18 protein-coding genes and 2 pseudogenes are annotated in these 22,001 nt (G+C 50.4%); 10 read left to right on the top strand and 10 right to left on the bottom strand.

Annotated elements, in window-relative coordinates:
• The first annotated feature begins 146 nt into the window (after positions 1 to 146).
• Positions 147 to 509 carry a c-type cytochrome gene (locus L1889_RS09855; protein WP_372871428.1) on the top strand — a complete coding sequence of 121 codons (363 nt, stop codon included), beginning with the start codon at positions 147 to 149 and terminating at the stop codon, positions 507 to 509.
• An 8-nt stretch (positions 510 to 517) separates the two neighbouring features.
• Positions 518 to 877 (top strand): c-type cytochrome, encoded by a 360-nt coding sequence (locus tag L1889_RS09850; protein ID WP_238664978.1) that lies wholly within the window; start codon positions 518 to 520, stop codon positions 875 to 877.
• A gap of 104 nt (positions 878 to 981) precedes the next feature.
• On the opposite strand, the gene L1889_RS09845 is transcribed toward L1889_RS09850, so the two are convergent.
• Positions 982 to 1,407, bottom strand: a complete 426-nt coding sequence (locus tag L1889_RS09845; protein ID WP_238664977.1) for a DUF1841 family protein — start codon at positions 1,405 to 1,407, stop codon at positions 982 to 984.
• 255 nt (positions 1,408 to 1,662) lie between these two features.
• On the opposite strand from L1889_RS09845, the pseudogene icd reads away from it, so the two are divergent.
• From icd to L1889_RS09825, 4 genes and pseudogenes are all read left to right on the top strand, one after another.
• Positions 1,663 to 2,918, top strand: a pseudogene (gene icd / locus L1889_RS09840) (NADP-dependent isocitrate dehydrogenase).
• Between the two features lie 336 nt (positions 2,919 to 3,254).
• Positions 3,255 to 4,154, top strand: coding sequence for a DMT family transporter (locus L1889_RS09835; protein ID WP_238664976.1), 900 nt, complete (start codon positions 3,255 to 3,257; stop codon positions 4,152 to 4,154).
• Positions 4,151 to 4,576: an NUDIX hydrolase gene (locus tag L1889_RS09830; RefSeq protein ID WP_238664975.1), complete on the top strand. Its 426-nt coding sequence runs from the start codon at positions 4,151 to 4,153 to the stop codon at positions 4,574 to 4,576. Before L1889_RS09835 ends, L1889_RS09830 begins: the two co-directional genes overlap by 4 nt.
• Before the next feature lie 201 nt (positions 4,577 to 4,777).
• Positions 4,778 to 5,008, top strand: coding sequence for a hypothetical protein (locus tag L1889_RS09825; RefSeq protein ID WP_238664974.1), 231 nt, complete (start codon positions 4,778 to 4,780; stop codon positions 5,006 to 5,008).
• A 410-nt stretch (positions 5,009 to 5,418) separates the two neighbouring features.
• Here L1889_RS09825 and L1889_RS09820 read toward each other — a convergent pair whose 3' ends face one another.
• From L1889_RS09820 to L1889_RS09810, 3 genes are all read right to left on the bottom strand, one after another.
• Entirely contained in the window at positions 5,419 to 7,128 is a 1,710-nt protein-coding gene (locus tag L1889_RS09820; RefSeq protein ID WP_238664973.1) for a sulfate adenylyltransferase, read from the bottom strand.
• A 236-nt stretch (positions 7,129 to 7,364) separates the two neighbouring features.
• Entirely contained in the window at positions 7,365 to 8,036 is a 672-nt protein-coding gene (locus L1889_RS18425; protein WP_257793974.1) for a putative nucleotidyltransferase substrate binding domain-containing protein, read from the bottom strand.
• Positions 8,018 to 9,292 carry a DUF294 nucleotidyltransferase-like domain-containing protein gene (locus L1889_RS09810; RefSeq protein ID WP_257793886.1) on the bottom strand — a complete coding sequence of 425 codons (1,275 nt, stop codon included), beginning with the start codon at positions 9,290 to 9,292 and terminating at the stop codon, positions 8,018 to 8,020. Before L1889_RS09810 ends, L1889_RS18425 begins: the two co-directional genes overlap by 19 nt.
• An 86-nt stretch (positions 9,293 to 9,378) precedes the next feature.
• Here L1889_RS09810 and L1889_RS09805 point away from each other — a divergent pair, with 86 nt between their 5' ends.
• Positions 9,379 to 12,822 carry a hybrid sensor histidine kinase/response regulator gene (locus L1889_RS09805; protein ID WP_238664972.1) on the top strand — a complete coding sequence of 1,148 codons (3,444 nt, stop codon included), beginning with the start codon at positions 9,379 to 9,381 and terminating at the stop codon, positions 12,820 to 12,822.
• Here L1889_RS09805 and L1889_RS09800 read toward each other — a convergent pair.
• The 3 genes from L1889_RS09800 to L1889_RS09790 all read right to left on the bottom strand — a co-directional run bounded on the left by L1889_RS09800 (position 12,809) and on the right by L1889_RS09790 (position 15,564).
• The gene (locus L1889_RS09800; protein ID WP_238664971.1) at positions 12,809 to 13,471 is read right to left on the bottom strand and encodes a response regulator transcription factor; all 663 of its coding nucleotides are present in this window, start codon (positions 13,469 to 13,471) and stop codon (positions 12,809 to 12,811) included. The two genes, L1889_RS09805 and L1889_RS09800, sit on opposite strands and share 14 nt — an antisense overlap.
• 120 nt (positions 13,472 to 13,591) lie before the next feature.
• Positions 13,592 to 15,256 carry a cation/acetate symporter ActP gene (gene actP / locus L1889_RS09795; RefSeq protein WP_238664970.1) on the bottom strand — a complete coding sequence of 555 codons (1,665 nt, stop codon included), beginning with the start codon at positions 15,254 to 15,256 and terminating at the stop codon, positions 13,592 to 13,594.
• Positions 15,253 to 15,564, bottom strand: coding sequence for a DUF485 domain-containing protein (locus L1889_RS09790; protein WP_238664969.1), 312 nt, complete (start codon positions 15,562 to 15,564; stop codon positions 15,253 to 15,255). The genes actP and L1889_RS09790 overlap by 4 nt, the downstream gene beginning before the upstream one ends.
• A 732-nt stretch (positions 15,565 to 16,296) precedes the next feature.
• Here L1889_RS09790 and L1889_RS09785 point away from each other — a divergent pair.
• The gene (locus L1889_RS09785) at positions 16,297 to 16,641 is read left to right on the top strand and encodes a hypothetical protein (RefSeq protein WP_238664968.1); all 345 of its coding nucleotides are present in this window, start codon (positions 16,297 to 16,299) and stop codon (positions 16,639 to 16,641) included.
• A 252-nt stretch (positions 16,642 to 16,893) separates the two neighbouring features.
• Here L1889_RS09785 and L1889_RS09780 read toward each other — a convergent pair whose 3' ends face one another.
• The 3 genes from L1889_RS09780 to trxB form a co-directional block, all read right to left on the bottom strand.
• Positions 16,894 to 17,223: a DMT family transporter gene (locus L1889_RS09780; protein WP_257793885.1), complete on the bottom strand. Its 330-nt coding sequence runs from the start codon at positions 17,221 to 17,223 to the stop codon at positions 16,894 to 16,896.
• Positions 17,224 to 17,231: 8 nt separating this feature from the next.
• On the bottom strand, positions 17,232 to 17,888 hold the full coding sequence (locus L1889_RS09775) for a Smr/MutS family protein (RefSeq protein ID WP_238664967.1): 657 nt from the start codon (positions 17,886 to 17,888) through the stop codon (positions 17,232 to 17,234).
• Between the two features lie 99 nt (positions 17,889 to 17,987).
• Positions 17,988 to 18,965: a thioredoxin-disulfide reductase gene (gene trxB, locus L1889_RS09770; RefSeq protein ID WP_238664966.1), complete on the bottom strand. Its 978-nt coding sequence runs from the start codon at positions 18,963 to 18,965 to the stop codon at positions 17,988 to 17,990.
• Positions 18,966 to 19,011: 46 nt separating this feature from the next.
• Between trxB and L1889_RS09760 the strand changes: the two are divergent.
• Positions 19,012 to 21,377, top strand: a pseudogene (locus L1889_RS09760) (DNA translocase FtsK).
• On the top strand, positions 21,364 to 21,990 hold the full coding sequence (gene lolA / locus L1889_RS09755; RefSeq protein ID WP_238664964.1) for an outer membrane lipoprotein periplasmic chaperone LolA: 627 nt from the start codon (positions 21,364 to 21,366) through the stop codon (positions 21,988 to 21,990). Before L1889_RS09760 ends, lolA begins: the two are co-directional and overlap by 14 nt.
• The last annotated feature ends 11 nt before the right edge of the window (positions 21,991 to 22,001 follow it).

The following is a 22,001-nucleotide window of genomic DNA, read 5'->3' as shown; positions in this document are numbered from 1 at the left end:
ATAAACACTAGTATGGTTTAGGCGCATGGCTTATCGTACAATTATGCATGTTTATCACGGTCGCTAGTAAGGCACCGTAACCATTGCGGTTTTGGGTAATGGCTTGCGGGCAGACCGGTTTCCAACTCAAAAGGTCTTGATACGCCATGATGAAGTTGCAACCACGCAGATCCGCCTTATCAAAACTGGTTCTTATACCGGTTTTTCTTCTTTTCTCTTATTCCATCTCAGCCCAAGACGCACCGGAGCAGCTCACGGGCAATCCCGAGGACGCTAAAAGCAAAATTTCAAATTGCACCGGCTGTCATAGTATCCCCGGCTACAAGGCCAGCTTCCCAGAGGTTTATCCTGTCCCCATGATTGCCGGGCAATCCGAGCAATATATCATTACGGCGCTTAATGATTATGCAAGTGGTGCACGATCATTCCCCACCATGGGAGCCGTTGCACATGGGTTATCACCTCAAGAAATCGCCGATGTTGCGGCTTATTACTCAAGCCTACAATAGGGATAATTATGCGTCAGTCTGTTATAGCTTTGACATTTTTAACTTCGGTGCTAAGCCTGAGTGTAAGTGCTCAAGATATCAAGGCAGGGGAAGCTGTCTGGAAAAAATATAATTGCGCCTCCTGTCATGGTGATGATGCCAAAACCCCTGTAATGAACACGTATCCGGTGCTTGCAGGGCAGCATTCCAAGTATTTGGCTCAAACCTTATATGCCTACCAGCGTGGTCAGGCAGGAGCACCTGCAACTTCCAATATACGTAAAAATGCAGTCATGGGTGCGCTGGCATCAGCCTTAAGCGCTGAAGAGATCGAGTCAGTGGCAGCCTGGCTGGCGACCCTCGATTCGCCTTTATCCGTTAAACGCTAAGGCAGGCTTCAGGCCGGAATAATGCAGCTCTCTTGCGAAGCTCGTTCCTCGTCTATTCAGACGGGAACGAGTGCAAGTTAGCCCTTAAGCCTTTCACCTGTTGCTTACCGCGTGGCATAGCGATTGATAAGCTCGATATAACGATCGTTATCCAGGGGCTTGTTCAGCCGTTGTGATTCCCAGATTATTTCGCCCAGGGCTTCCATAATAATATGGGCGGCATCGTGCGGGCTCATTTGCGTAAGCAATTTGGAGTGAGCGGCTTTGATACCGGGCGGCTGATCAATGGAGACCTGCTCGTGAATCGCCAAATGCATGGACAAGTGTAAGAAGGGATTTGTCTGGCCCTCTTCAACACGGTAATCGGCATGCACGGCGTCAGGATCAGTCAGCAGTTCGTGGTATTCGGGATGTTCAAGGGCCCAGTCTACGGCTATATGTTCAAGCGGGGTCAGCACGCCTTTGTTCTCGTGCTTTTGCCAGGCCTCAGTAAAAAACTGACGGACTTGTTCGCGGGTCGGGTTAAACATGGATGCAGTGCTTTAATATAGATTAGGTTATTGAATATCATTTTACCTGCTAGACCCCGCCAAAACACGCTAAGTTGCTTACTTCAGCCGTAATCGGCTTGCGAAATAGTCCGTTTTTTCTTAAAAAGCAGTTTTGTTTGCTTTACATTTCGTGCTTAGCCATGATTTAGGCTAAACTCTTATATAAGACTGAAACGAGCTGCAATATCGTTTCGCGTTTACCTGTTTTCTATTCTGGAGCACTACTGGAGCATCATGTCCTATCAGCATATCAAGGTCCCTGCAGAGGGACAGAAAATCACGGTTAATGCCGACTACTCTATTAACGTACCGGATCAGCCTATCGTTCCTTACATTGAAGGCGATGGTACTGGTGTCGATATTTCGCCCGTCATGATCAAAGTGGTCGACGCGGCAGTAAAAAAGCCTACGAAGGCAAGCGCCAAATACATTGGATGGAAGTTTACGCTGGTGAAAAATCCACCAACGTTTATGGCCCTGATGTCTGGATGCCTGAAGAAACTCTCGAAGCTGTTAAAGATTACGTGGTGTCCATCAAAGGCCCACTAACGACGCCCGTTGGCGGCGGTATTCGCTCGCTAAACGTAGCACTGCGTCAGCAACTCGACCTTTACGTTTGTCTGCGCCCGGTACGTTACTTTACCGGTGTGCCTTCGCCTGTACGCGAACCTGAAAAAACCGACATGGTTATTTTCCGCGAAAACTCCGAAGACATTTACGCGGGTATTGAATTCGAAGCCGAGTCTGCGGAAGCCAAGAAATTGGTTGAATTCCTGCAAAACGAATTGGGCGTCGACAAAATCCGCTTCCCCAATACCTCGGGCCTGGGTGTTAAGCCTGTGTCGCGTGAAGGTACACAGCGTTTGGTACGCAAAGCCATCCAGTACGCTATCGACAACGATCGTCCGTCGGTAACACTGGTGCACAAAGGCAATATCATGAAGTTCACCGAAGGTGGCTTCCGCGATTGGGGTTACCAGCTGGCTCAGGAAGAGTTTGGTGCTGAGCTAATTGATGGCGGCCCATGGTGCAAATTCAAGAATCCGAAAACCGGTAAAGAAATTACCGTTAAAGATTCCATTGCCGATGCCTTCCTGCAGCAAATCCTGTTGCGTCCGGCCGAGTATGATGTCATCGCTACACTAAACCTGAACGGTGACTACATCTCTGACGCGCTGGCTGCACAGGTGGGTGGTATCGGAATCGCTCCAGGTGCAAACCTGTCTGATTCTGTCGCCATGTTCGAAGCTACACACGGCACAGCGCCTAAATACGCTGGCAAAGACTACGTGAACCCAGGTTCACTGATTCTGTCCGCCGAAATGATGCTGCGTCACATGGGCTGGACCGAAGCTGCAGATTTGATTATCTCCAGCATGGAAAAAGCCATCCAGTCCAAGAAAGTCACCTACGACTTCGCGCGTTTGCTCGAAGGCGCTACCCAGGTGTCATGCTCGGGCTTTGGCGATGTAATGATCGAAAATATGTAGTAGCGTCTGCCGTTTTATTTGCTAGTCTGAAAAACCCGCATGGCTATTGGCTATGCGGGTTTTTTTCTGAAATGCCGGAACTAAGAAACTTCTTGGCCTTGCTGTCAAAATGACAACCGAAGCGGGGAGATAGATCAGGCTCTGTGAAGTAGAGATCACTCAATAAATTTCATCCCTTGCTAAGGTCGCAGCCAGCAGCGATGAAGATTGAAAACCGCCAATGTGAGATGATTTAAGCCAGTTAATATTGCTATTCGCAAAGAGGTTTTAAACGAATTTTTTCATACACTACAGTATGCTAAGACGGCATCGTCTTTCTATAAGGTTAATGGCGCTATGCAATTAAGCAAAAAATTTTCTCATTTGCTATTGTTAGTGTTTGTTTCTTTAATCGCTAGCAGCACTTTCGCTGGAATTAAAATAGCTTCAAGTTTTTTTAATGCCTACGAAATTACCTTTTTGCGTTCTTCCATAGCTTTTCTATTTTTCCTGCCATTCCTGTTTTTTCGGAAATCATGGATAGGGCTCAATTTTCACAGTTGGCTATCTGTTTTTTTAATTTCCTTTGTCGGGGTACTACTGCCATTTACTTTATTGAATTGGGCTGGCAAGCGTATTGACAGCTCCTTGGTTGGCATACTCTGGTCTACGCTCCCCATTTTTGGAGTCGTGCTGGCGCATTTTTTGACAAAAAATGACAGGCTGGGAGCAAACAAAATTTTGAGCGTAATGCTCGGTATCATCTCCGTTTATTTGATTAGTTTCCAAAATTTAGGCGAGAAAGATGTATCATCCAGCTTACTTCCTCATTTAGCGGTGATTTTTTCAGCTTTTTGTTATGCAGTAAGTGGTATCTTGCAAAAACGTTTGCCTCAACAGATAACCGGGCTGTTTTTGACTGCTACGACGATGGGCATTAGCGCGATCGCGTCCTATTGCATATGGTCTGATCAAATAAGCTTTAATGTTCAGGCTAACGCGGGCACAGCAGCTGTCGTTTATCTTGGGCTGGTTACATCGGCCATTCTTGCGTATTTACGTTTTATACTAATCAGGGTCGCAGGATACTCGTTAGTTTCATATACAGGATATTTAGTGCCGGTATGCAGTGTATTTATTGGTGTTGTATTTCTGGAAGAACACCTGCCTTCCAATGCTTATGCAGCTCTTGTCTTGGCTGTCATTGCCATTCTTTTTAGCCAAATACGTTTTCCGCCAACAAAGGCGGTTAAATGACGTTCGAGAAATTCCATTTCATGCAAATACTAAACATCGCTACAGTATGCTTTGTGAATGAAAGCCAGGAGCTACTGGTCGTTCGTAAGAAAAATACCAGTTTCTGGATGCTTCCAGGTGGCAAGCTCGATCATCAAGAAACACCAGCAGAAGGGGTTATCAGGGAAGTTTGGGAAGAGCTTCAGATAACACTTGAGGCTCAGAATCTTGCGCAGCTGGGTACTTTTGATGCGCTCGCTGCCAACGAAGCGGATACGTCCGTACATGCTCATGCTTTTCTTGCCAAGTTACCCGGTAAGCAAAAGCCTAGAATTTCAGCCGAAATTGCCGAAATGAGGTGGCTACCATTGAATCGGCCCTTCCCGATAAGCATAGCGCCTCTGCTAAGAAACCATATTATCCCGGCGCTTCAAGGCCTATGATATTCCGGTCAGATAAGCAGTAGTTGCTTTGCATCGAGACCCTGTATCGTTGAATGGAATTTGCGTTCTTATTGGGTCAATAAAGCACTTTGTTTGTATAGTGCGACACTTCCATGCATTATAGGGTAAACCCCTATCCAGACTCTAGGGTTTACCCTATAATGCATACATGTGTTGGCATTTCTCTTAGGGGACTTCAAAGTGGCAAATGAATTTGTAAAACTGGCGTCAGTGGGTAATGTTCCAAACGGCAGGGCAGAGCATCCAAATGCACTAGAGCTTCGGGTAAGAGCTTTTGCAAAAACTGCAGCTACGGTGATTGCTAAAGTCGATCAAGCCATGCAGGGGTATTTCAATGCGATGGCAACAGCTCGTAGTCGTAAGCCTGTTACATGCGAATGTGCCCAGCCTTTGTCCGAGCGTCGTTACTAAAACGCTCCTCAGGTTCAGGTCTTCGCGATCTTCGTTTCTTAAGATGTCGTACTTTATTGATCAGCGGGGCGATTTGACCTCGCTGTTTGCCTGGTAGGCAATTCCAATTACGTTAACCCGCTCGGGGGCGTATCTGTATTAGTCTGTTTGGTTTTTGTGCTTTTTCAGCTCTAAACCCAGTCTATATCTATCACACTCAATGATTTTAATAATTCGTTCTGCAAGGCGTTGCCCTGTTTGATAACGATGGGCTGTATGCGTCGTTAAGCGTATCAAAATCAGAAAAACAAATGAAAAGGCCTGTATCCGGTGTTGCTCCGGATACAGGCCTGAAGCCCTTAGTGTTAACTGTTCAACTTATTAAGATCAGTGCATTAAGGGGCTTTCATGCGCACTTGAGAATGACTTGGCTAGTCGTTGTCAGCACCACGGTAGCGCTTGTACGGCAAAACGTTCCAGGCGCGATCTTTCAGTTTTTCTGCGGAAATTGCGGGTGGGACGTCTTCAAGCAGCTGACGGGCAGCGCGTAATTCGCGTTCGACTTCAGCCTTGTCCTGATACATGAACTCGTCGGACGCTTCCTCAGGAGCTTGACTGAGCTTCTCTTCAAGGTCACTGAGTATGCGTTCTTGCTGGAAGCGAAGTGTGGTGCGTGCTTCTTCGACCCAGGCTGGCTGCAGGTTACGATTGTGGTCACCTACGGAGGTGTACTCGTTGTAGACACCATTGTAGACGTCGCCAGCGTGCGAGCGTGCGTCTTGGCTGGCAATTTCGAGATCGCGGATGGTGAGTTCGCTGTCTTCGATGATCTTGGCACGTGGCTGTCCACCCAGACGCGTGTACTTGGTGTAGAAAGGGTACATGCTGTTGATGACTTTTGCGATAGGTAGCGTACCTTCATGGTTTTCGTCTACGCCCTTCGGTTGTACACCCTGCATTCCGGCAATAGCAGACTCAGGGCGAACGACCTCTTTGGGCGGCATGATGCCATGGCGTAACATTTCGCGAATACCGGTGCCGGAAATATTGAGGCGGTAGCGCTCGTCGTGGCGGCAGGTTTGCGTACTGGCATGGCTGGCGCAACGGGTGCAATAAAACACCTCATGGAACAGGCGAACATCGATGCCGAGCTCTTCGGGGCGGAACTGATCAAAAATGCTATGACTGGCATATTTGTCGTAGAAGCTGCCAATGCCTGCGTGATCACGACCAATCAGGGCGTGAGTACACCCATAGTTTTTCATGATCAGGGCGTGCAAGACCGTTTCGCGCGGCCCCGCGAAAATGTAGGTAACCCGTAGCGGAGATAAAATCGCTCGCTCGTCAGGATAATAGGTTTCCAGAACATTGCGGTAGGCAAGCATGCGATATTCATGACGCACATATTCGCGTTTTGCCATCTCAACCAAAGGTTGCAGGAACAAGCCGTCAACTTCTTCAAGTGCGTTGCGATGGATGTGCTCATGGCCGCGATGCAGGGGATTAGCACCTGTAATGAAACCCGCTACAGAGCGGAACTTCTTCTTTTCATAGAACAGGCGCCATGTGTCTTTAGGCTCTTGGCGTAACTTCTCGAAAGGCCCCCAGTCTACCCGCTGTAGCAGATGTAAGGTGCCACCCAGTGCTACATCACCCATCCGGCGGTGAATGGAATCCACCCCGGGGTGATTTCTGTCGGTAGTGCCAAAAAGCTGCTGCGCACGGTGTTCTTTGTCGTACGAGAAAATGTCTTCGATGCTAAGAATGGCTACTGGCTCATTGCGGCTGTCGGTAAGCGCCACCTCTGAACCCACTGATAGTTCCTTGATGATTTCACTGTTGCGCTCACCAATAGGAGCGAAGCTTAAGGGCACTGGCCAGATTACACCGTTACTTAAGCGGCCATCTTTGAGTACAGACTTATAGTCGGCTTCATTCATGAAGCCCTTATTTGGGGACAACACACCTGTGGCGATCATTTCGATGGTGATGACGGCTTCCAGATCGACGCGGATGCAAGGTAGCGATCGGGCCCGCTCGATTTCGTCTTTTACCAAATGCTCAGGGACAACCTGATTAACCAAGGTGCCACCATGAGGCTGTTGTGGGTAGCTGTCAAAATTTAGAGTGTGGTGTTCCATGTTTCCTCCAGTAGTTTTCCCATTTGACGATAAAAGATCGCCTTATTGTTGGGGTGTTTTTTAGCATTTCAGTAGCAGGTGTCATTCTAAAACTGAAGATTCGCTATCGTGTTTAAAAAGTACTATTTATTAGCCTGTGCGTAGGTCTTTGCCTTAGGGATTGAGCTTAATATAACGTGTACCGTTATTACAGCAGATTGGGAGCAGGCACAATAATAACCATCGGGTATTCATCCTTAAAGTTGATACTTGAAACGCAGCAGCTCTTGAAGGCGGTGAGCCTGGCGTATGGATTCGTGAAGAATTTTGCGTTCTAGCGGATTTAACGAAGCGGGATCAAGCGTATTGCTTAATGGCTGTTGATTCTGGCTTTGCTGCAAATGCTCTTGCATGCGCAGCAACTGCAAGTATTTATAAGCGCCCTGAAAAGCATGGGCGTCTTCCCGGCTAATGGCACCCTTGTGTTCCAGCTGCTCCAGACGAAGCAAGGTCGAAGCCTGGCTTATGCCATACGCCAGGGCCAAAATGCGTGTGGCGTCGACAAAAGGGCTTAAGGCTTCAGTCTTTAAATTGATAGTATTGTCGGAAATTCCGAGGGCATGCCCTATACGATCAAACACGCCGCTAAGCGGCAAGCGATACTGCAGCGCGTTCTCGGCCATCATACGTTGAAACTGGGGATGATCGCTGATCAGGCTTAACAGGTATGGCATCAGCCTTGGCAAGGCGGACTCATTACCCCATAAGTTGCGTATATCAAAGAAGATACTCGCTGCCAGCAGGTTATTGGGGTCTGGCAGTTGGATAATGTGCGCAAACTTGTGCTGCCATTCGCCAAACGAGAGACAGAGTTCGGGGTTGCTCGCCATGATATTGCCAGGACAGAGCGTTAATCCGCATTGGTCCAGCGCCTGATTGATATCGTGGGCGATGGGTAAAAGAGTCTGGCGAAAAGCCTCGGTTTCAGCTGGGCTGTTACTAAAAAAAGTATGCCGTTGTCTTGATCGCTTAACAGCGTTTGTTCATGGCGGCCCTCGCTGCCAAAGGCCAGCCAGCAAAACTCAATATCCGGATTGCCATGGCTGGCAAGCATGAGTTCGATAATGCGCGTGGTTGTGTGGTCATTAAGCTGTGTAATTAATGCGGTGATCTGCATGGCCTGTGCACCATGAGCCAGCATGCTGTTGACCAGCCGTGGCATTTCAGAGCGTAGCTGCTGCAGGCTGTTGACGCTGTCGGCGTAACGGATGGCTCGCGACAGGCGAACAAGGTCCACACGCTGCAGTGCGAAAAGGTCACGCTCGGAAAGCACTCCTGCAAGATGCCCGTTTTCGACGATGCAAACGTGACCTATGTGGTGCCGGGTCATGAGCATGGCGGCATCGTAAGCGCTATGCCGGGCTTCAAGCACATGCAGCGTTTTGGTCATCAGGCCAGAGATGCGGTCGCTCCGTTTAACGGAGGCATCAGCAAATACACGACGTAAATCACGAAGGGTGAAAATGCCTTCGAGCTTGCCAGATTCGTCGGTGATGGCTACGCTGCTGACCTGGTGCCCATGCATGAGCTTGACCGCTGCCTCAAGCGTGGTGTCAGGAGTACAGCTAACAGGCGTGCGTGTCAGTAACTGCTGCAACGGGGTGTCTAGTGACTGATCGTCGCCTGGAATCCGGGCCGCTTGTGCCTGGGCTTGCTGCTGTAGCGAAGCAAGCAGGGGACTTATCCCTTGAAAGGCAAACAGGCGAAAGGGCTCAGATGCATGTAGCAAGCGTTCGAACGGCTCAATCTGAAGAACCAGGCATTGGCATGCCGTGGCAGCAGTATATTGGGTTCGGGTAGGGCGTTCGCCAAGAAGAGCAGCCACAGGGAAAGCATCGCCAGGCGTTAAGGAAAAACGCTCGTCGGGATGATCGGCCGAGGCCGATTGCCGTATGCCTTTTACTTCGCCGTCGAACAACAAATACCAGCGTTTTACCTGACCTGATTCAGGGGAAAACAATATATCGCCTGCTTTAAAAGACCGGAGTTCGCAGTGATCAGCTAAATACAGCTGGTGCGTTTGTTCCATCTGCCCAAAAGGCACGTGATCTTGCAAGAAACGGACGATAGTTTGAGTATTGGTTGTGACAGCTGGCTGGCCGGTATGATCATAATTTTTCGTCATGGTGGTGGCCCTGAAGCAACTGTCTTATTATTACTCACAATCGCGAGGCATATCATCGCGTTATACCAAAGTAGGAGACAGTATTAATGAAGCCAGGATGGGTCGTATTGGCCTCTTTGATTTATGCGGCAATCCTGTTCGCTATCGCGTGGATCGGGGATAGAAATCCCCTATATACCCAGCGCCCATGGCTGCGTCCTGCGGTATACAGTTTAGCCTTGGCGGTCTATTGCTCCTCATGGACCTTTTATGGAGCGGTAGGCTCGGCCGTACGGTATGGCGTAGGGTTCCTGCCTATTTATCTGGGTCCTTTGCTGATGCTGATATTTGGGTGGCGGATTATCGAGCGGCTTGCTTTGGTGGCCCAGTCTCAGAATACCGTTTCCATTGCTGACTTCATGGCCAGTCGCTATGGCCGTTCCCAGCGCCTTGCAGCCATGGTGGCCGGTATGGCGGTGGTCGCGGCGGTACCATACCTGGCTTTGCAGTACAAGGCGGTAGCCCTTAGTCTGAGCGTGTTGGCTGGCACCGACTTTCATACTAGTGTCCTGGGCGATCCCGCCTTGTATGTGGCGATCTTAATGGCTCTGTTTTCGATATTGTTCGGCACAAGGCAAGTGGATGCCACCGAGCACAGGCCTGGACTGATGCTGGCAGTGGCCTTTGAGTCTTTAGTCAAACTTGTGGCGCTTGTTGCCGTCGGTTTGTTTGCTGTGCGCTGGTTTGGTCATGCAGAACTCAATATGGTGGGCGCTGTCAGTGCCCTATTCGAGAACACACCTCCTGTGGGGTTTGTTGGCCAGACATTGCTGGCTTTTGCAGCCATTATTTGCCTGCCCCGCCAGTTTCATGTCGCGATTGTCGAGTGCGGGGACGTCGTCGATATACGGCGGGCCCGCTGGTTATTTGGTGGCTATCTTATCGTCATCAGTCTGATGGTGTTGCCGATTGCGGCGGCCAGCGTCAGCTTGTTTGGCACGGGCTCAGGTATGGTGGCGCCGGATAGTTTTGTACTGGCGCTTCCCTTATCGCAGAATCAGGTGGGCCTGGCCCTAATGGTATACATCGGTGGTTTCTCTGCAGCCACCGGTATGGTTATCGTTACCAGCGTCGCACTTTCGACCATGGTCAGCAATGACCTCGTAATGCCCTTGTTGTTGCGTCGGGGCTGGGCCCAGTACCAGCAGGGCAACGTGGCTTCTACCGTCTTGTGGATCCGCCGCGTGGCGATTATGGCCTTGGCCGGAGTCGCGTATGGCTATTACATGCTCAGCGGCAGTGATACGGCTCTGGCTGCTTACGGGCTAATGGCTTTTGTAGCGGTGGCTCAGTTCGGCCCGGGCTTAATTGGCGGTTTGTACTGGCGTGGGGCCAGCCGCCAGGGGGTTGAGGCCGGTTTGTTGCTCGGTTTTGGCATTTGGGTTTATACCTTGCTATTACCCACTCTGACAGAAGTGGGCTGGCTGGCCGACGACTGGCTGCTTTATGGCCCCTTTGGCCTGTCGTGGTTGCGTCCTTATCAGCTATTCGGGGTAGAGGGCTGGGACCCCTTGACGCACGGTACCTTCTGGTCATTATTATGCAATATCGGTGCTTTTCTATGGGTGTCACTGCGCAGGCGGCCTGGTCTCGGAGACCGACTGCGTGCCGAGCCTTTTCTAAACCCTTACGCTGAACGTCAGGCCTTGGCTTCCCGACATTCGTATGGTGATTTGTCGGTACACGACTTATTGCTGCTGGCGGGTCGTATCGTGGGAGAGAAAACTGCGCAGCGTGCTTTTGAAGCCCAGGCAAGGCAGCAGCATCAGCCCCTTGAGCCAGGGCTGCGAGCCAACAACGCATGGGTACATTTTACCGAACTGCTGTTAGCTGCTGCAGTGGGCGCAGCTTCGGCCCGTCTTGTACTGACCAGTGCATTACGTGGCTCTGGCATGGAAGTGGCCGCCATTGTGGCGGTGCTTGATGAAGCAGGTCAAGAGCTGCGCTTCAACCGGGATATCTTGCTCACTACCCTGGAGAATATTGATCAGGGGGTCAGTGTGGTTGATGCAGAGATGCGTTTGGTCGCCTGGAACCTGAGCTATCAGCAATTGTTTAAGTACCCGGGTGGCATGCTATACGTTGGCAGGCCAGTCGCAGACCTGATTCGTTTTAATGCCGAGCGTGGAAAAATAGAGCGTGTAAAAGGCACAGATATTGAACAGGCGATAGAACGCCGCATTCAATTCATGCGCGAAGGTTCATCTTATGTATCACAGCGTACATTGAACGATAAGCAGGTTATAGAACTACGTGGCCGTCCTCTTCCCGGGGGCGGCTACGTTACAAGCTATAGTGATATCACGCATTACAAGCGCGTTGAGCGGGAGTTGCGCGAGATGAATGACAATCTTGAACAGCGTGTCGCTGTGCGCACTCAAGAGGCAGAGCAGGCACAAGAGTCCCGTACCCGTTTCTTAACCGCTGTCAGTCACGATGTGCTGCAGCCCATTAATGCTGCCCGTTTATTTGCCTCTGCTTTAAGAGACACCAGTGATAGCAGCGAGATGCCTCATCTTGCCGAGCGTGTCGATACCTCGCTGCGCACGGCGGAAGAGTTGCTTGAGGGCTTGCTGGATATTTCTCGCCTGGATGCAGGCGCATTAAAGCCCGAGCTGGGAGTGATCAATGCACAACAGCTGCTACAGCATTTGGCAGATCAATATGCGCCTATGGCTGCACGCCGCGGCATGACGCTGCGTATACATGCTCGTCCTGTACAGGTCTATAGTGATCACCGTCTCTTGCGTCGGGTACTGCAGAACTTTCTGGCAAACGCCTTACGTTATACACAAGAGGGGCGCATTATCCTCAGTGCACGTGTTCGGGGCGACGAAGTCGAGTTCCAGGTATGGGACAGCGGCCAGGGCATCCCGCCTCATCACATTCAGCAGATTTACGCTGAATTTCATCGCTACGAGCAACCCTTTGACTGGGATGGCCGTGGCCTTGGCCTGGGGCTCTCCATCTGCCAGCGGATCTCGCTGTTGCTGGGCCATAAGCTCGATGCACGGTCAAAAGTAGGGCACGGCAGCATGTTTTCCATACGTGTGCCTATCACTCATTCTGCCAATGTCAGTGACGGGCAGGCCAATGAGTCGGCCAAGCCCAATGACCGTCATACTTTGGCTGGTCTGCGGGTGCTTTGCCTGGACAATGACCTCGATATCATGGCGGGCATGGAGGCATTGCTGAGCCGGTGGGGTGTACACATCATTAGCGCCACCACGGTAGATATCGCCATCGAAAAAATGGCGCTGAGCCCCGATGTGCTTCTGGTCGACTACCACTTGCACGATAGGCTTGATGGATTGCAAGCTCTTCAGCTGCTGCGCCAGCAAGCGCCTCACGTGCAGGGGGCGCTACTAACCGCAGATGGGAGTGATGAACTCAAGGCTGCGGCGCGCCAGTATGGGTATCTGGTCTTGACCAAGCCTGTTAAGCCAGCCTCATTGCGTGCTTTTTTAACGGCTCAAATTAAAGAATATTAGTTTCACTGGGCTCGTCTTGACTGAGGCCAAGGCGGCTTGCAATTAATACGGCCTGGGTGCGATTTGAAGCGCCCAGCTTGCGCAGTATGGCCGTCATGTGGGCTTTGATAGTGGCTTCTGACACATTAAGCTCATGAGCAATCTGCTTATTCAGTTGACCAGTGCTGACCATCTGCAGGACACGAAACTGTTGGGGAGTCAGTTCGCGTAATTGCGCCGCCGCTTTTCTTTCGTCAACACTAATACCCGGGGTTGAGATAGAAACTTCAGGCAACCACGTCCCCCCGTCTAGCACTTCCTGTAGGGCGATGCCCAGGTTCTGGGAGTCAATGGATTTGGGAATAAACCCCATCGCGCCATGCTCGAGTGCCCGGCGTATAAAACGAGCCTCTTCGTGTGCAGTAACGATCACAATGGGTAGTGATGGATATGTTGCGCGCAAATGCACTAAGGCACTAAAACCAATTGCTCCGGGTATATCTAAATCGAGCAGTAATAGATCGGCGTCCGGGTGGTCGTCAACCAAAGCATATAAATTGGATATCCGATCAGCTTCGTATATGGCCGCACTTGGAAATAAGCGGGCAACAACACCACGTAATGCCTCGCGGAATAGAGGGTGATCATCAGCAATTAACAATTCAGTCATGGTGGGATTATGCCATGCGTTATTTTTATAATTGTGCATATCGTAATAACGTGTCCATAAGTAGAAACAGGGCACCGAAGTACCCTGTTAAATACTACCTAATTAAGAATGGCTAATGGATCAATGAGCGCTGGCTGTCGAGGCACCAATACCTGTTTGACTGCGTACGGTAAGAGCATCGAATGCTGCCCGTTCTTTAGTGGCGCGAGCGCTATTGTCTAATGTTGAGAATAACCAGATAGAAAAGAATGCCAGAGGAATAGACAAAATGCCGGGGTTGGGGAATGGGGTAATGGGCTCGGCAAAACCGAATACATCGACCCAGACAGTGCTGCTAAGCACAACCCATACGGTTGCAGTTACCAGCCCCAGGAAGCCGCCGGTTGTGGCTCCGCGAGTGGTGCAGCCACGCCAGGCGATGGAAAGCACGAGCACTGGGAAGTTGGCGCTGGCAGCGATAGCGAAGGCCAGTCCGACCATGAAGGCTACGTTCTGGTTCTCAAAAATAATGCCCAGCAAAATGGCCAGTACACCCAGGACTACCGTTGAAATGCGTGAAATGCGCAATTGATCTTTTTCGGTAGCGCGTCCTTTGGCAAAGACGTTAGCGTACAAGTCATGCGAAATGGCAGCAGCACCGGCCAGAGCCAGACCTGCGACTACAGCAACAATTGTAGCGAAGGTAACTGCAGCCAGGAAGCCAAGCAGTAAATCACCACCTACAGCATTGGCCAGATGCACCGCAACCATATTGGTGCCGCCAATCAGGCTGTTAAGCATGTCAAACGAACCGTCAGGGCCAGTTTGGAAATACTCGGGATGCTGAATCAGCAGGGCAATCGCTCCGAAGCCAATAATAAAGGTAAGGAGGTAAAAATAACCAATGAAGCTACTGGCGTAAATAACGGATTTACGAGCTTCTTTGGCATCGGCTACGGTAAAGAAACGCATTAGGATATGCGGTAGGCCAGCGGTACCAAACGCCAGGGCAATACCCAATGACAATGCGTTTAACGGATTACTGCTGACAGCAGCGCCGGGCTCAAGGATGGAGTGTCCTGTGGGGTGTGTAGCGACCGCCTCGGCGAGTAATGCATCGATATCCCAGTGGAAGGCTGCCAGTACCAGGCCAGTCATTAAGGTGGCACCCACCAGCATTAATACCGCTTTGATGATTTGAACCCAGGTGGTGGCTGTCATGCCGCCAAATGTCACGTATATCATCATGAGCGAGCCCACAATAACAACCGCAACGTTGTAGTCCAGGCCAAACAGCAGCACGATAAGTTTGCCTGCACCCACCATTTGAGCGATTAAGTACAAGGCAATAATCAGCAGGGAGGCGCTGGCTGCCAAAATACGCATGGGGGTTTGTGACAAACGAAACGACGTTACGTCGGCAAAGTTATAACGGCCCAAGTTACGCAGGCGTTCGGCAATTAAAAACATCACGACGGGCCAGCCGAACATAAAGCCAATGGCGTAGATCATGCCGTCAAAACCACTGACGTAGACCATGCCGGCAATACCCAGGAAAGAAGCGGCCGAGAGGTAATCTCCCGCAATGGCCAGACCATTTTGAAAGCCGGTTAATCCGCCGCCTGCGGTATAGAAGTCGGAGGTGGTGTGTGTGCGGCGCGCTGCCCACCAGGTAATGCCCATGGTTGCCGCAATAAACACCAAAAACATAACGATGGCAGAGGTGTTGGCTTGATTAGGAGGGGCGGCAACCGCATTAGCGCTGAACAGGGTTAAAAATCCCAGACTTAGAAGGGTTTTTATCATGCTACATCCCTCACGATTTTTGCCAATAAGGGGTCATAGACTTTATTTGAAATGTAGACGTAGGTTGAGACCAGAATCACCGCGCTGACGAGAACCAGAATTGCACTCAGTACACCGATGGTCATGGTCATGTTGCCGACTGGGCGGCTAAATAGTTCCGGATCGAAAGCCAGGGTCAAAATAAAGCCAGCGTAAATCACAACCGTCAGGCCGAAGAAAGTCAGGCTCATGCGATTACGTTTTCGTAGTAGTTCTTGATATGCGGGGTGTTTTGTCACCGCCGACACGACATCGTTGGGCGAAGTCATCGTTATGTCTCCTTATGGGTTGATGATTCTATGCATCGAAATTCCGTAGGCACAAGAGCAGTGCGGGTGGAGTTGGCGCGTACAGGCGCTCTGTTTGAAGCAATATAGAACGAGTTAACACCGTGCAATAGGCGACTTTGGTCGTAGACGAGGAGTAGGGCCGGGCCGATATTTACAAAATGAGGAGCAGGGCCAGAGGGGGATTTTTGTTATTAATAAAAAATCGACCTTTTTTATTCACGAGTAAGGCGAAATTTTGCTGCACTGCAATATAGTGAGTGAAACTAATAGCTATGCGGTACGCACCCTGTCAGAGGCATTAAATGCCTTAGATTCAAGGCATTTATAAACGAAAAAACAATGAGGCATCGGTAGACCAGTTACGTATTATTCAGCAGTCAGCTTATTTTTTATTTGCCTGTTTCGCCGGACTACGTGTTTTCCCCGATGTTCAAAGCAAAGAGTTGCCTATTTTTATTGATTTATGCTGCCTAAGCGAATAGGGAGAGATCTTTAAGCCGTGTCAACAGCGTTTTTGGATAAAGCGCTTAATCAGTGTCATTGTTTCATACGGCTGTAAGAAAGAAGTCTTATTAGGTGCCTAGAATGGGGCCATTGGGCAAAGGCCTCGGGTAGCTCATGCTAAATGCGTGAGCTTTGGTCAAGAAGTCTGAGCCTTGCTGTTTTATTTTTTATTTAGTGTTTGATATAAAGCTATTACCAGGAGCCAAGATGAGGCGATCACAGGAGGACACACAACTTATCTCCCTACTTGAATACTATGTGCTTCACATTATTGGCGAGCTCAGCGATGATAAGCGGCATGACGTAAAACGCATCGAGCCTCATTTACATCACATTTATAAAATCAGGGGCGGCTGGCTTGATGTGATCAGTGAACAAGTGCAGTGGTCGTCCGAACAAAAAAACGACATCAGACGTATCTGGAATAAGTATAGTGGCTGGGCTAAGCAACGTGGCGCTATACCTGACCCTGATGCTTTTGCGGCATCGTATGTAGATCAAAACTTCGGTAAAGCCCACGGAAAGGCTGCCCAGAACAAGGCCGACGCCTAAGTGAATTTCTAAACGTATCAGTGCATTCCCTAAGTGTTAAAGCTTATAAACTAATGCACAATACGTTTCATGCAGGTGAGGAGACTATGCAGCCCGACTTAACAGGGCAGCCGCAGATTGCGGTATCTATATAAAGCAGTATCTATAACAACAACATAAAAAAACAAAGGCCAACAGTGATCCTGTTGGCCTTTGTTTTTTATAGTTCACCTGCAGGCTCGTAGGCATGAGACAGCTCGGCCCGTCCTGGCGCTACAGATGTGCTGATTTAGACGCTATATTAATAACCAGCACGCCTGCCACAATCAGGCCGATGCCCAGTAAGGCAGGCAAATCTAACTGCTGCTTAAATACAATCCAGGCAATGATCGATATTGCTACGATTCCTACACCCGACCAGACCGCATAAGCGATACCGATGGGTATGCTGCGCAGTGATAGCGATAAGAAATAAAAAGCTATTCCGTAACCCAGTGCTGTAATTAGGCTGGGCCACAAGCGAGTGAAGGATTCGCTGCTTTTAAGAGCAGTGGTAGCGATGATTTCTGCTGCGATGGCAATACTTAAATATACCCAAGCCATGATTAAGGTTACCTGTAGGTACGTAATACAATTTTGACAGCCCCTTTGCCGCCTTCGTGGGGCGCGCACTCGGTATAGGCTAGAACGTCATGCAGCTGTGCAAGCCAGCGTCGCACAGTGGGTAACAGTATGGGGCCGTTGCCTTTAGAACCATAGCCAACTCCATGAACGATGCGCACGCATTTAATACGATGTTCAATGCATTGATCGACGAAGTTGCTCACCAAAACTCTTGCATCGTCTAGAGTAGCGCCGTGCAGGTCAAGGCTGGCCAAAATGGGCCAACGGCCCTTTTTCAGATTACGCATTACATCTGTTCCACAAGCCGGGCTGAGAAACTCAGTTGGGTCGTCTTCGAAAAGGGGAGAAATATAGTGGTCAGAGGTTTGCGCCAGAACCAGAACCGGTACATCGGTGCCAACAGCGTTAAGGCGGTTCGCAGAGTGTTGCTCACGATGATTGTCGCTTAATGGTGGGAAGAGTTGCCGTCCCGAAGGTGTTAGCGGCTGAACACTGTGCATTTCCTGCTCAAATAACTTTTTATCTGCGCTTGAAAGCAAAGGTTTTTGAACAATATCAGTCTGGAGCAGTTCGCGAAATTCATTTTTAAGCTTATTGCTTTCTGGTGAGCTGTACTTAGCGGCCGCCAGCGCCTTTGGCGTCATGGACGCAGTATTCCCCCTTCAGGAGGGCTCTGTGCCAATGACGCTCTGTTTGAGTGAAGGGTTTTCAAGTCGGCAAGCTGAGGCTTGCTCGACTTGCTTTTACTGGTCTTCATTCTCCAACTGGCCTTCATTTTCTAGCCAGCGCTGTGCATCGAGTGCTGCCATGCAACCAGCTCCGGCACTGGTAATCGCTTGGCGGTAAATAGTGTCTTGTACATCACCGGCGGCAAATACCCCGGGAATTGAGGTCATGGTAGCCATGCCCTCGTGTCCTGACTTGGTAATGATGTAGCCGTCTTTCATGTGTACCTGACCCTGGAAGATTTCCGTGTTGGGGTGGTGGCCAATGGCAATAAAGACACCCGTTAAAGCGAGATCTTCGGTCTGACCCGTCTGATTGTTGCGCAAACGCACACCGGTGACACCAGATGCATCGCCCAGCACTTCGTCAAGCTCATGAAATAGTTTTAACTTAATATTGCCATTCTGTACGCGATCCATTAGACGGTCAGTCAAAATGGGCTCAGAGCGAAACGTATCGCGGCGGTGAACAACCGTAACGGTTTTGCACAGGCTAGACAGATACAATGCTTCTTCTACGGCAGTGTTACCGCCACCAACCACGATGACGTCTTGGTTTTTGTAGAAGAAACCATCGCACGTTGCGCAACCTGAAACACCACGTCCCATGAAAGCTTGTTCTGACTCCAGGCCTAAGTACATCGCGGAGGCACCGGTACAAATGATCAATGAGTCGCAGGTGTATAAATTGCCACCATCACCGTGTAAGGTAAAGGGACGCTTGCTAAGATCAACCGAGGCGATCTGATCAAAAATCAGCTCTGTCTCAAAGCGTTCGGCATGAGCCTGGAAACGAGCCATTAAGTCCGGTCCTTGAACGCCATTGCCGTCGCCAGGCCAGTTTTCTACATCAGTGGTGGTCATTAACTGCCCACCTTGTTCCATCCCGGTAATTAATACGGGGTTAAGATTAGCTCGGGCAGCATATACTGCTGCCGTATAACCTGCTGGGCCAGAGCCCAAAATAAGTACTTTTGCATGTTTAACAGTCGACATTGTAGAAATTCCGAATAATCAATAACCAGCCAATTATAATGAGTCCATGGCTAGATTACCTGCTCCTTCAAATCGCTCCTCAAAAAACGTCCGAAATGGGCCTTCCCCGTTGCAGCTACGGCTGACCTCACTCGTGCGCGAAGCACGGTGGTTTGTTTTTGCCGCTGTCGCTGCCTGGCTGGGTCTTGTCCTGGCTACCTGGAATTCCGCTGACCCCGCGTGGTCGCAGTCCGTGCATGCCGGGGTCATTCGCAATCGGGGTGGCACATTTGGTGCCAACGTTTCTGATTTTCTTTTGTTTCTATTTGGCTTCTCCGCGTGGCTGTGGGTGGTATTGCTGGTGCAGCGTGTAGCTGTGGGGTTTTATCGCTTAACCCATCTGATGCTGCCCAAGGCTAAGGCCGAAGAGCCCCTGCCGCGTGTACGCTGGGAAATCGGAATTGGATTCTTCTTATTGCTTTTGGGGTGCATGGGCTTCGAGGCCTTGCAGTTCCGTGAGTGGGGCCAGAACTTGCCAGCAGGTGCAGGGGGCAGCTAGGGCGCATGCTTGCGGATCTCATGGCGACCAGCCTGGGCTTTGCGGGTGCCACGTTGCTGCTGCTCAGTTTTATTGCGACGGGCTCAAGTTTGTTTTTCAATTTTTCGTGGTTGACTGTTTCCGAGAAAATAGGCCAGGGTGTAGAAAAAGGCATACGCCGCTTGCTTGAATTCAAAGCGGCGCGCGAAGATCGCCGCGTTGGTGAAACCAAGAGTGCTGAACGCAAAGAAAGTGTGGCCACCAAACAAGAGCAGTTCGTGCACGAAACGCCAGTGCGTATCGAACCTGCCATTACCGTAGTGCCTAAATCCGAACGCGTTGAAAAAGAAAAGCAGCAAGCGTTGTTTAAAGAGCCCAGGCAGCCCAGTCTTCCTGGCGGGTTGCCCGAGGTCAGCCTTCTGGATGCCGCAGACGAACAGCAAGAAACCGTGTCGGCTGAAACGCTGGAGTACACCTCCAGACTAATAGAGAAAAAGCTTTCTGATTTTGGCGTAAACGTAACCGTGGTCAGTGCACAGTCGGGGCCGGTGATTACCCGCTACGAAATTGAGCCGGCTACGGGGGTCAAGGGCAGTCAAATCGTAAATTTGGGCAAAGACCTGGCCAGATCACTAAGTCTGGTCAGCATTAGGGTAGTGGAAACTATTCCGGGTAAAAACCTGATGGGTCTGGAGCTACCTAATCCGAAGCGTCAGATGGTTCGCCTCGAAGAGATTATCGGCTCGCAAACTTACCACCGCAGTGCGTCACTTTTAACCATGGTGCTGGGCAAAGACATAGCCGGTAACCCCGTAGTGGTCGATCTGGCTCGTATGCCTCACCTGTTGGTGGCGGGTACCACCGGCTCGGGCAAGTCAGTGGGTATTAATGCCATGATATTGTCGCTGCTGTATAAGGCTGCGGCAGACGAGGTCAAGCTCATACTCATTGACCCCAAGATGCTCGAAATGAGCGTTTACGAGGGCATCCCCCACCTGTTGGCGCCGGTTGTCACCGATATGCGTCAGGCTGCGAATGCCCTGAACTGGTGCGTAAACGAGATGGAAAAACGCTATCGGCTGATGAGCAAAATGGGCGTGCGAAATCTCGCAGGCTTTAATGCCAAGATTCGTGAAGCCGAGAAAAAAGGTACGCCTATACCTAATCCCTTCTCGCTCACACCCGATGCCCCTGAGCCACTAAGCACAATTCCATTTATTGTGGTCGTCATCGATGAGCTTGCCGATTTGATGATGGTGGCAGGTAAGAAAATTGAAGAGCTTATTGCCCGTCTGGCCCAAAAGGCACGGGCCGCCGGGATCCATCTGGTTTTAGCCACGCAGCGCCCTAGTGTTGATGTCATTACCGGCCTGATCAAGGCCAACATACCTACCCGTATCTCGTTTCAGGTGTCATCGCGCATCGACTCCCGCACGATTCTCGATCAGATGGGGGCCGAGACCTTGCTGGGCCAAGGGGATATGCTGTATTTGCCACCAGGTACAGGTTTTCCTGTTCGTGTTCACGGTGCTTTTGTGCACGATGACGAAGTGCATCGCGTCGTGGACTATTTAAAAGAGCAGGGCGGCGAGCCTGATTACATCGATGGGATTCTTGAAGGGATACAGGCTGGCGAAACCGGCGACGGTTTAAATCCGGTTACCGGTATGGCCGATGCCGAGTCCGATCCTCTGTATGATCAGGCTGTAGCAATTATTCTCAAAAATCGTCGTGCCTCGATTTCGTCAGTGCAGCGTCACTTGCGTATTGGCTACAACCGTGCTGCTCGTTTACTCGAGCAGATGGAACAGGCTGGTGTGGTTTCAGCCATGCAGCCTAATGGTAACCGCGAAATTTTAGTTCCCACCGGAGGGGCTTCTGATGAAGACGATTAACTATGCTTTAGCTGGCATGTTGTTGCTGGGAGCATCAAGCATGACCTGGGCAGCCGGAGCGGCAGAGCAGTTGCGTGCCTTTGTCAGCGAAGTCAGTGCTGCCACAGGCCAGTTTACCCAACGTACGGTCGATAACTCTGGGTCTGGCTCAGCGGCTCAAACAGGTAATTTTGCTTTTCAGCGTCAAGGTCAATTTCGCTGGGAGGTGCGCGAGCCTTACGAGCAGCTTGTTTTGTCTGATGGCCAATATGTCTATCAGTATGATGCTGATCTGATGCAAGTAACCCGGCGCGGTGTTGATGCGGCGGTCGGGGCTTCACCTGCGGCCATTTTATTTGGTTCGGGCCGAATCGACGATGCTTTTGAACTATCAGAAATGCCTGATAATGACGGCCTTCAATGGTTGCAGGCGGTACCCAAAAGCGCAGATGCTGGCTTTGCCCATGTCAATATTGGCTTTAAAGAGAAGCAGCCTGTACGTCTCGAGTTGTTAGACTCGTTCGGACAAACAACTCGCATTGATCTCACTGGTCTAACCCCACAAAGCGCTGTTGATCCCGCTTTATTTATTTTTAAAGCGCCCGACGGCGTGGATATGGTCACTATGCCTTAAGCGGGCATGGG

This window comes from Paenalcaligenes niemegkensis (genome assembly GCF_022230885.1).
Lineage (GTDB): Bacteria > Pseudomonadota > Gammaproteobacteria > Burkholderiales > Burkholderiaceae_B > Paenalcaligenes > Paenalcaligenes niemegkensis.
This window is presented reverse-complemented; position numbering and strand designations above follow the sequence as displayed.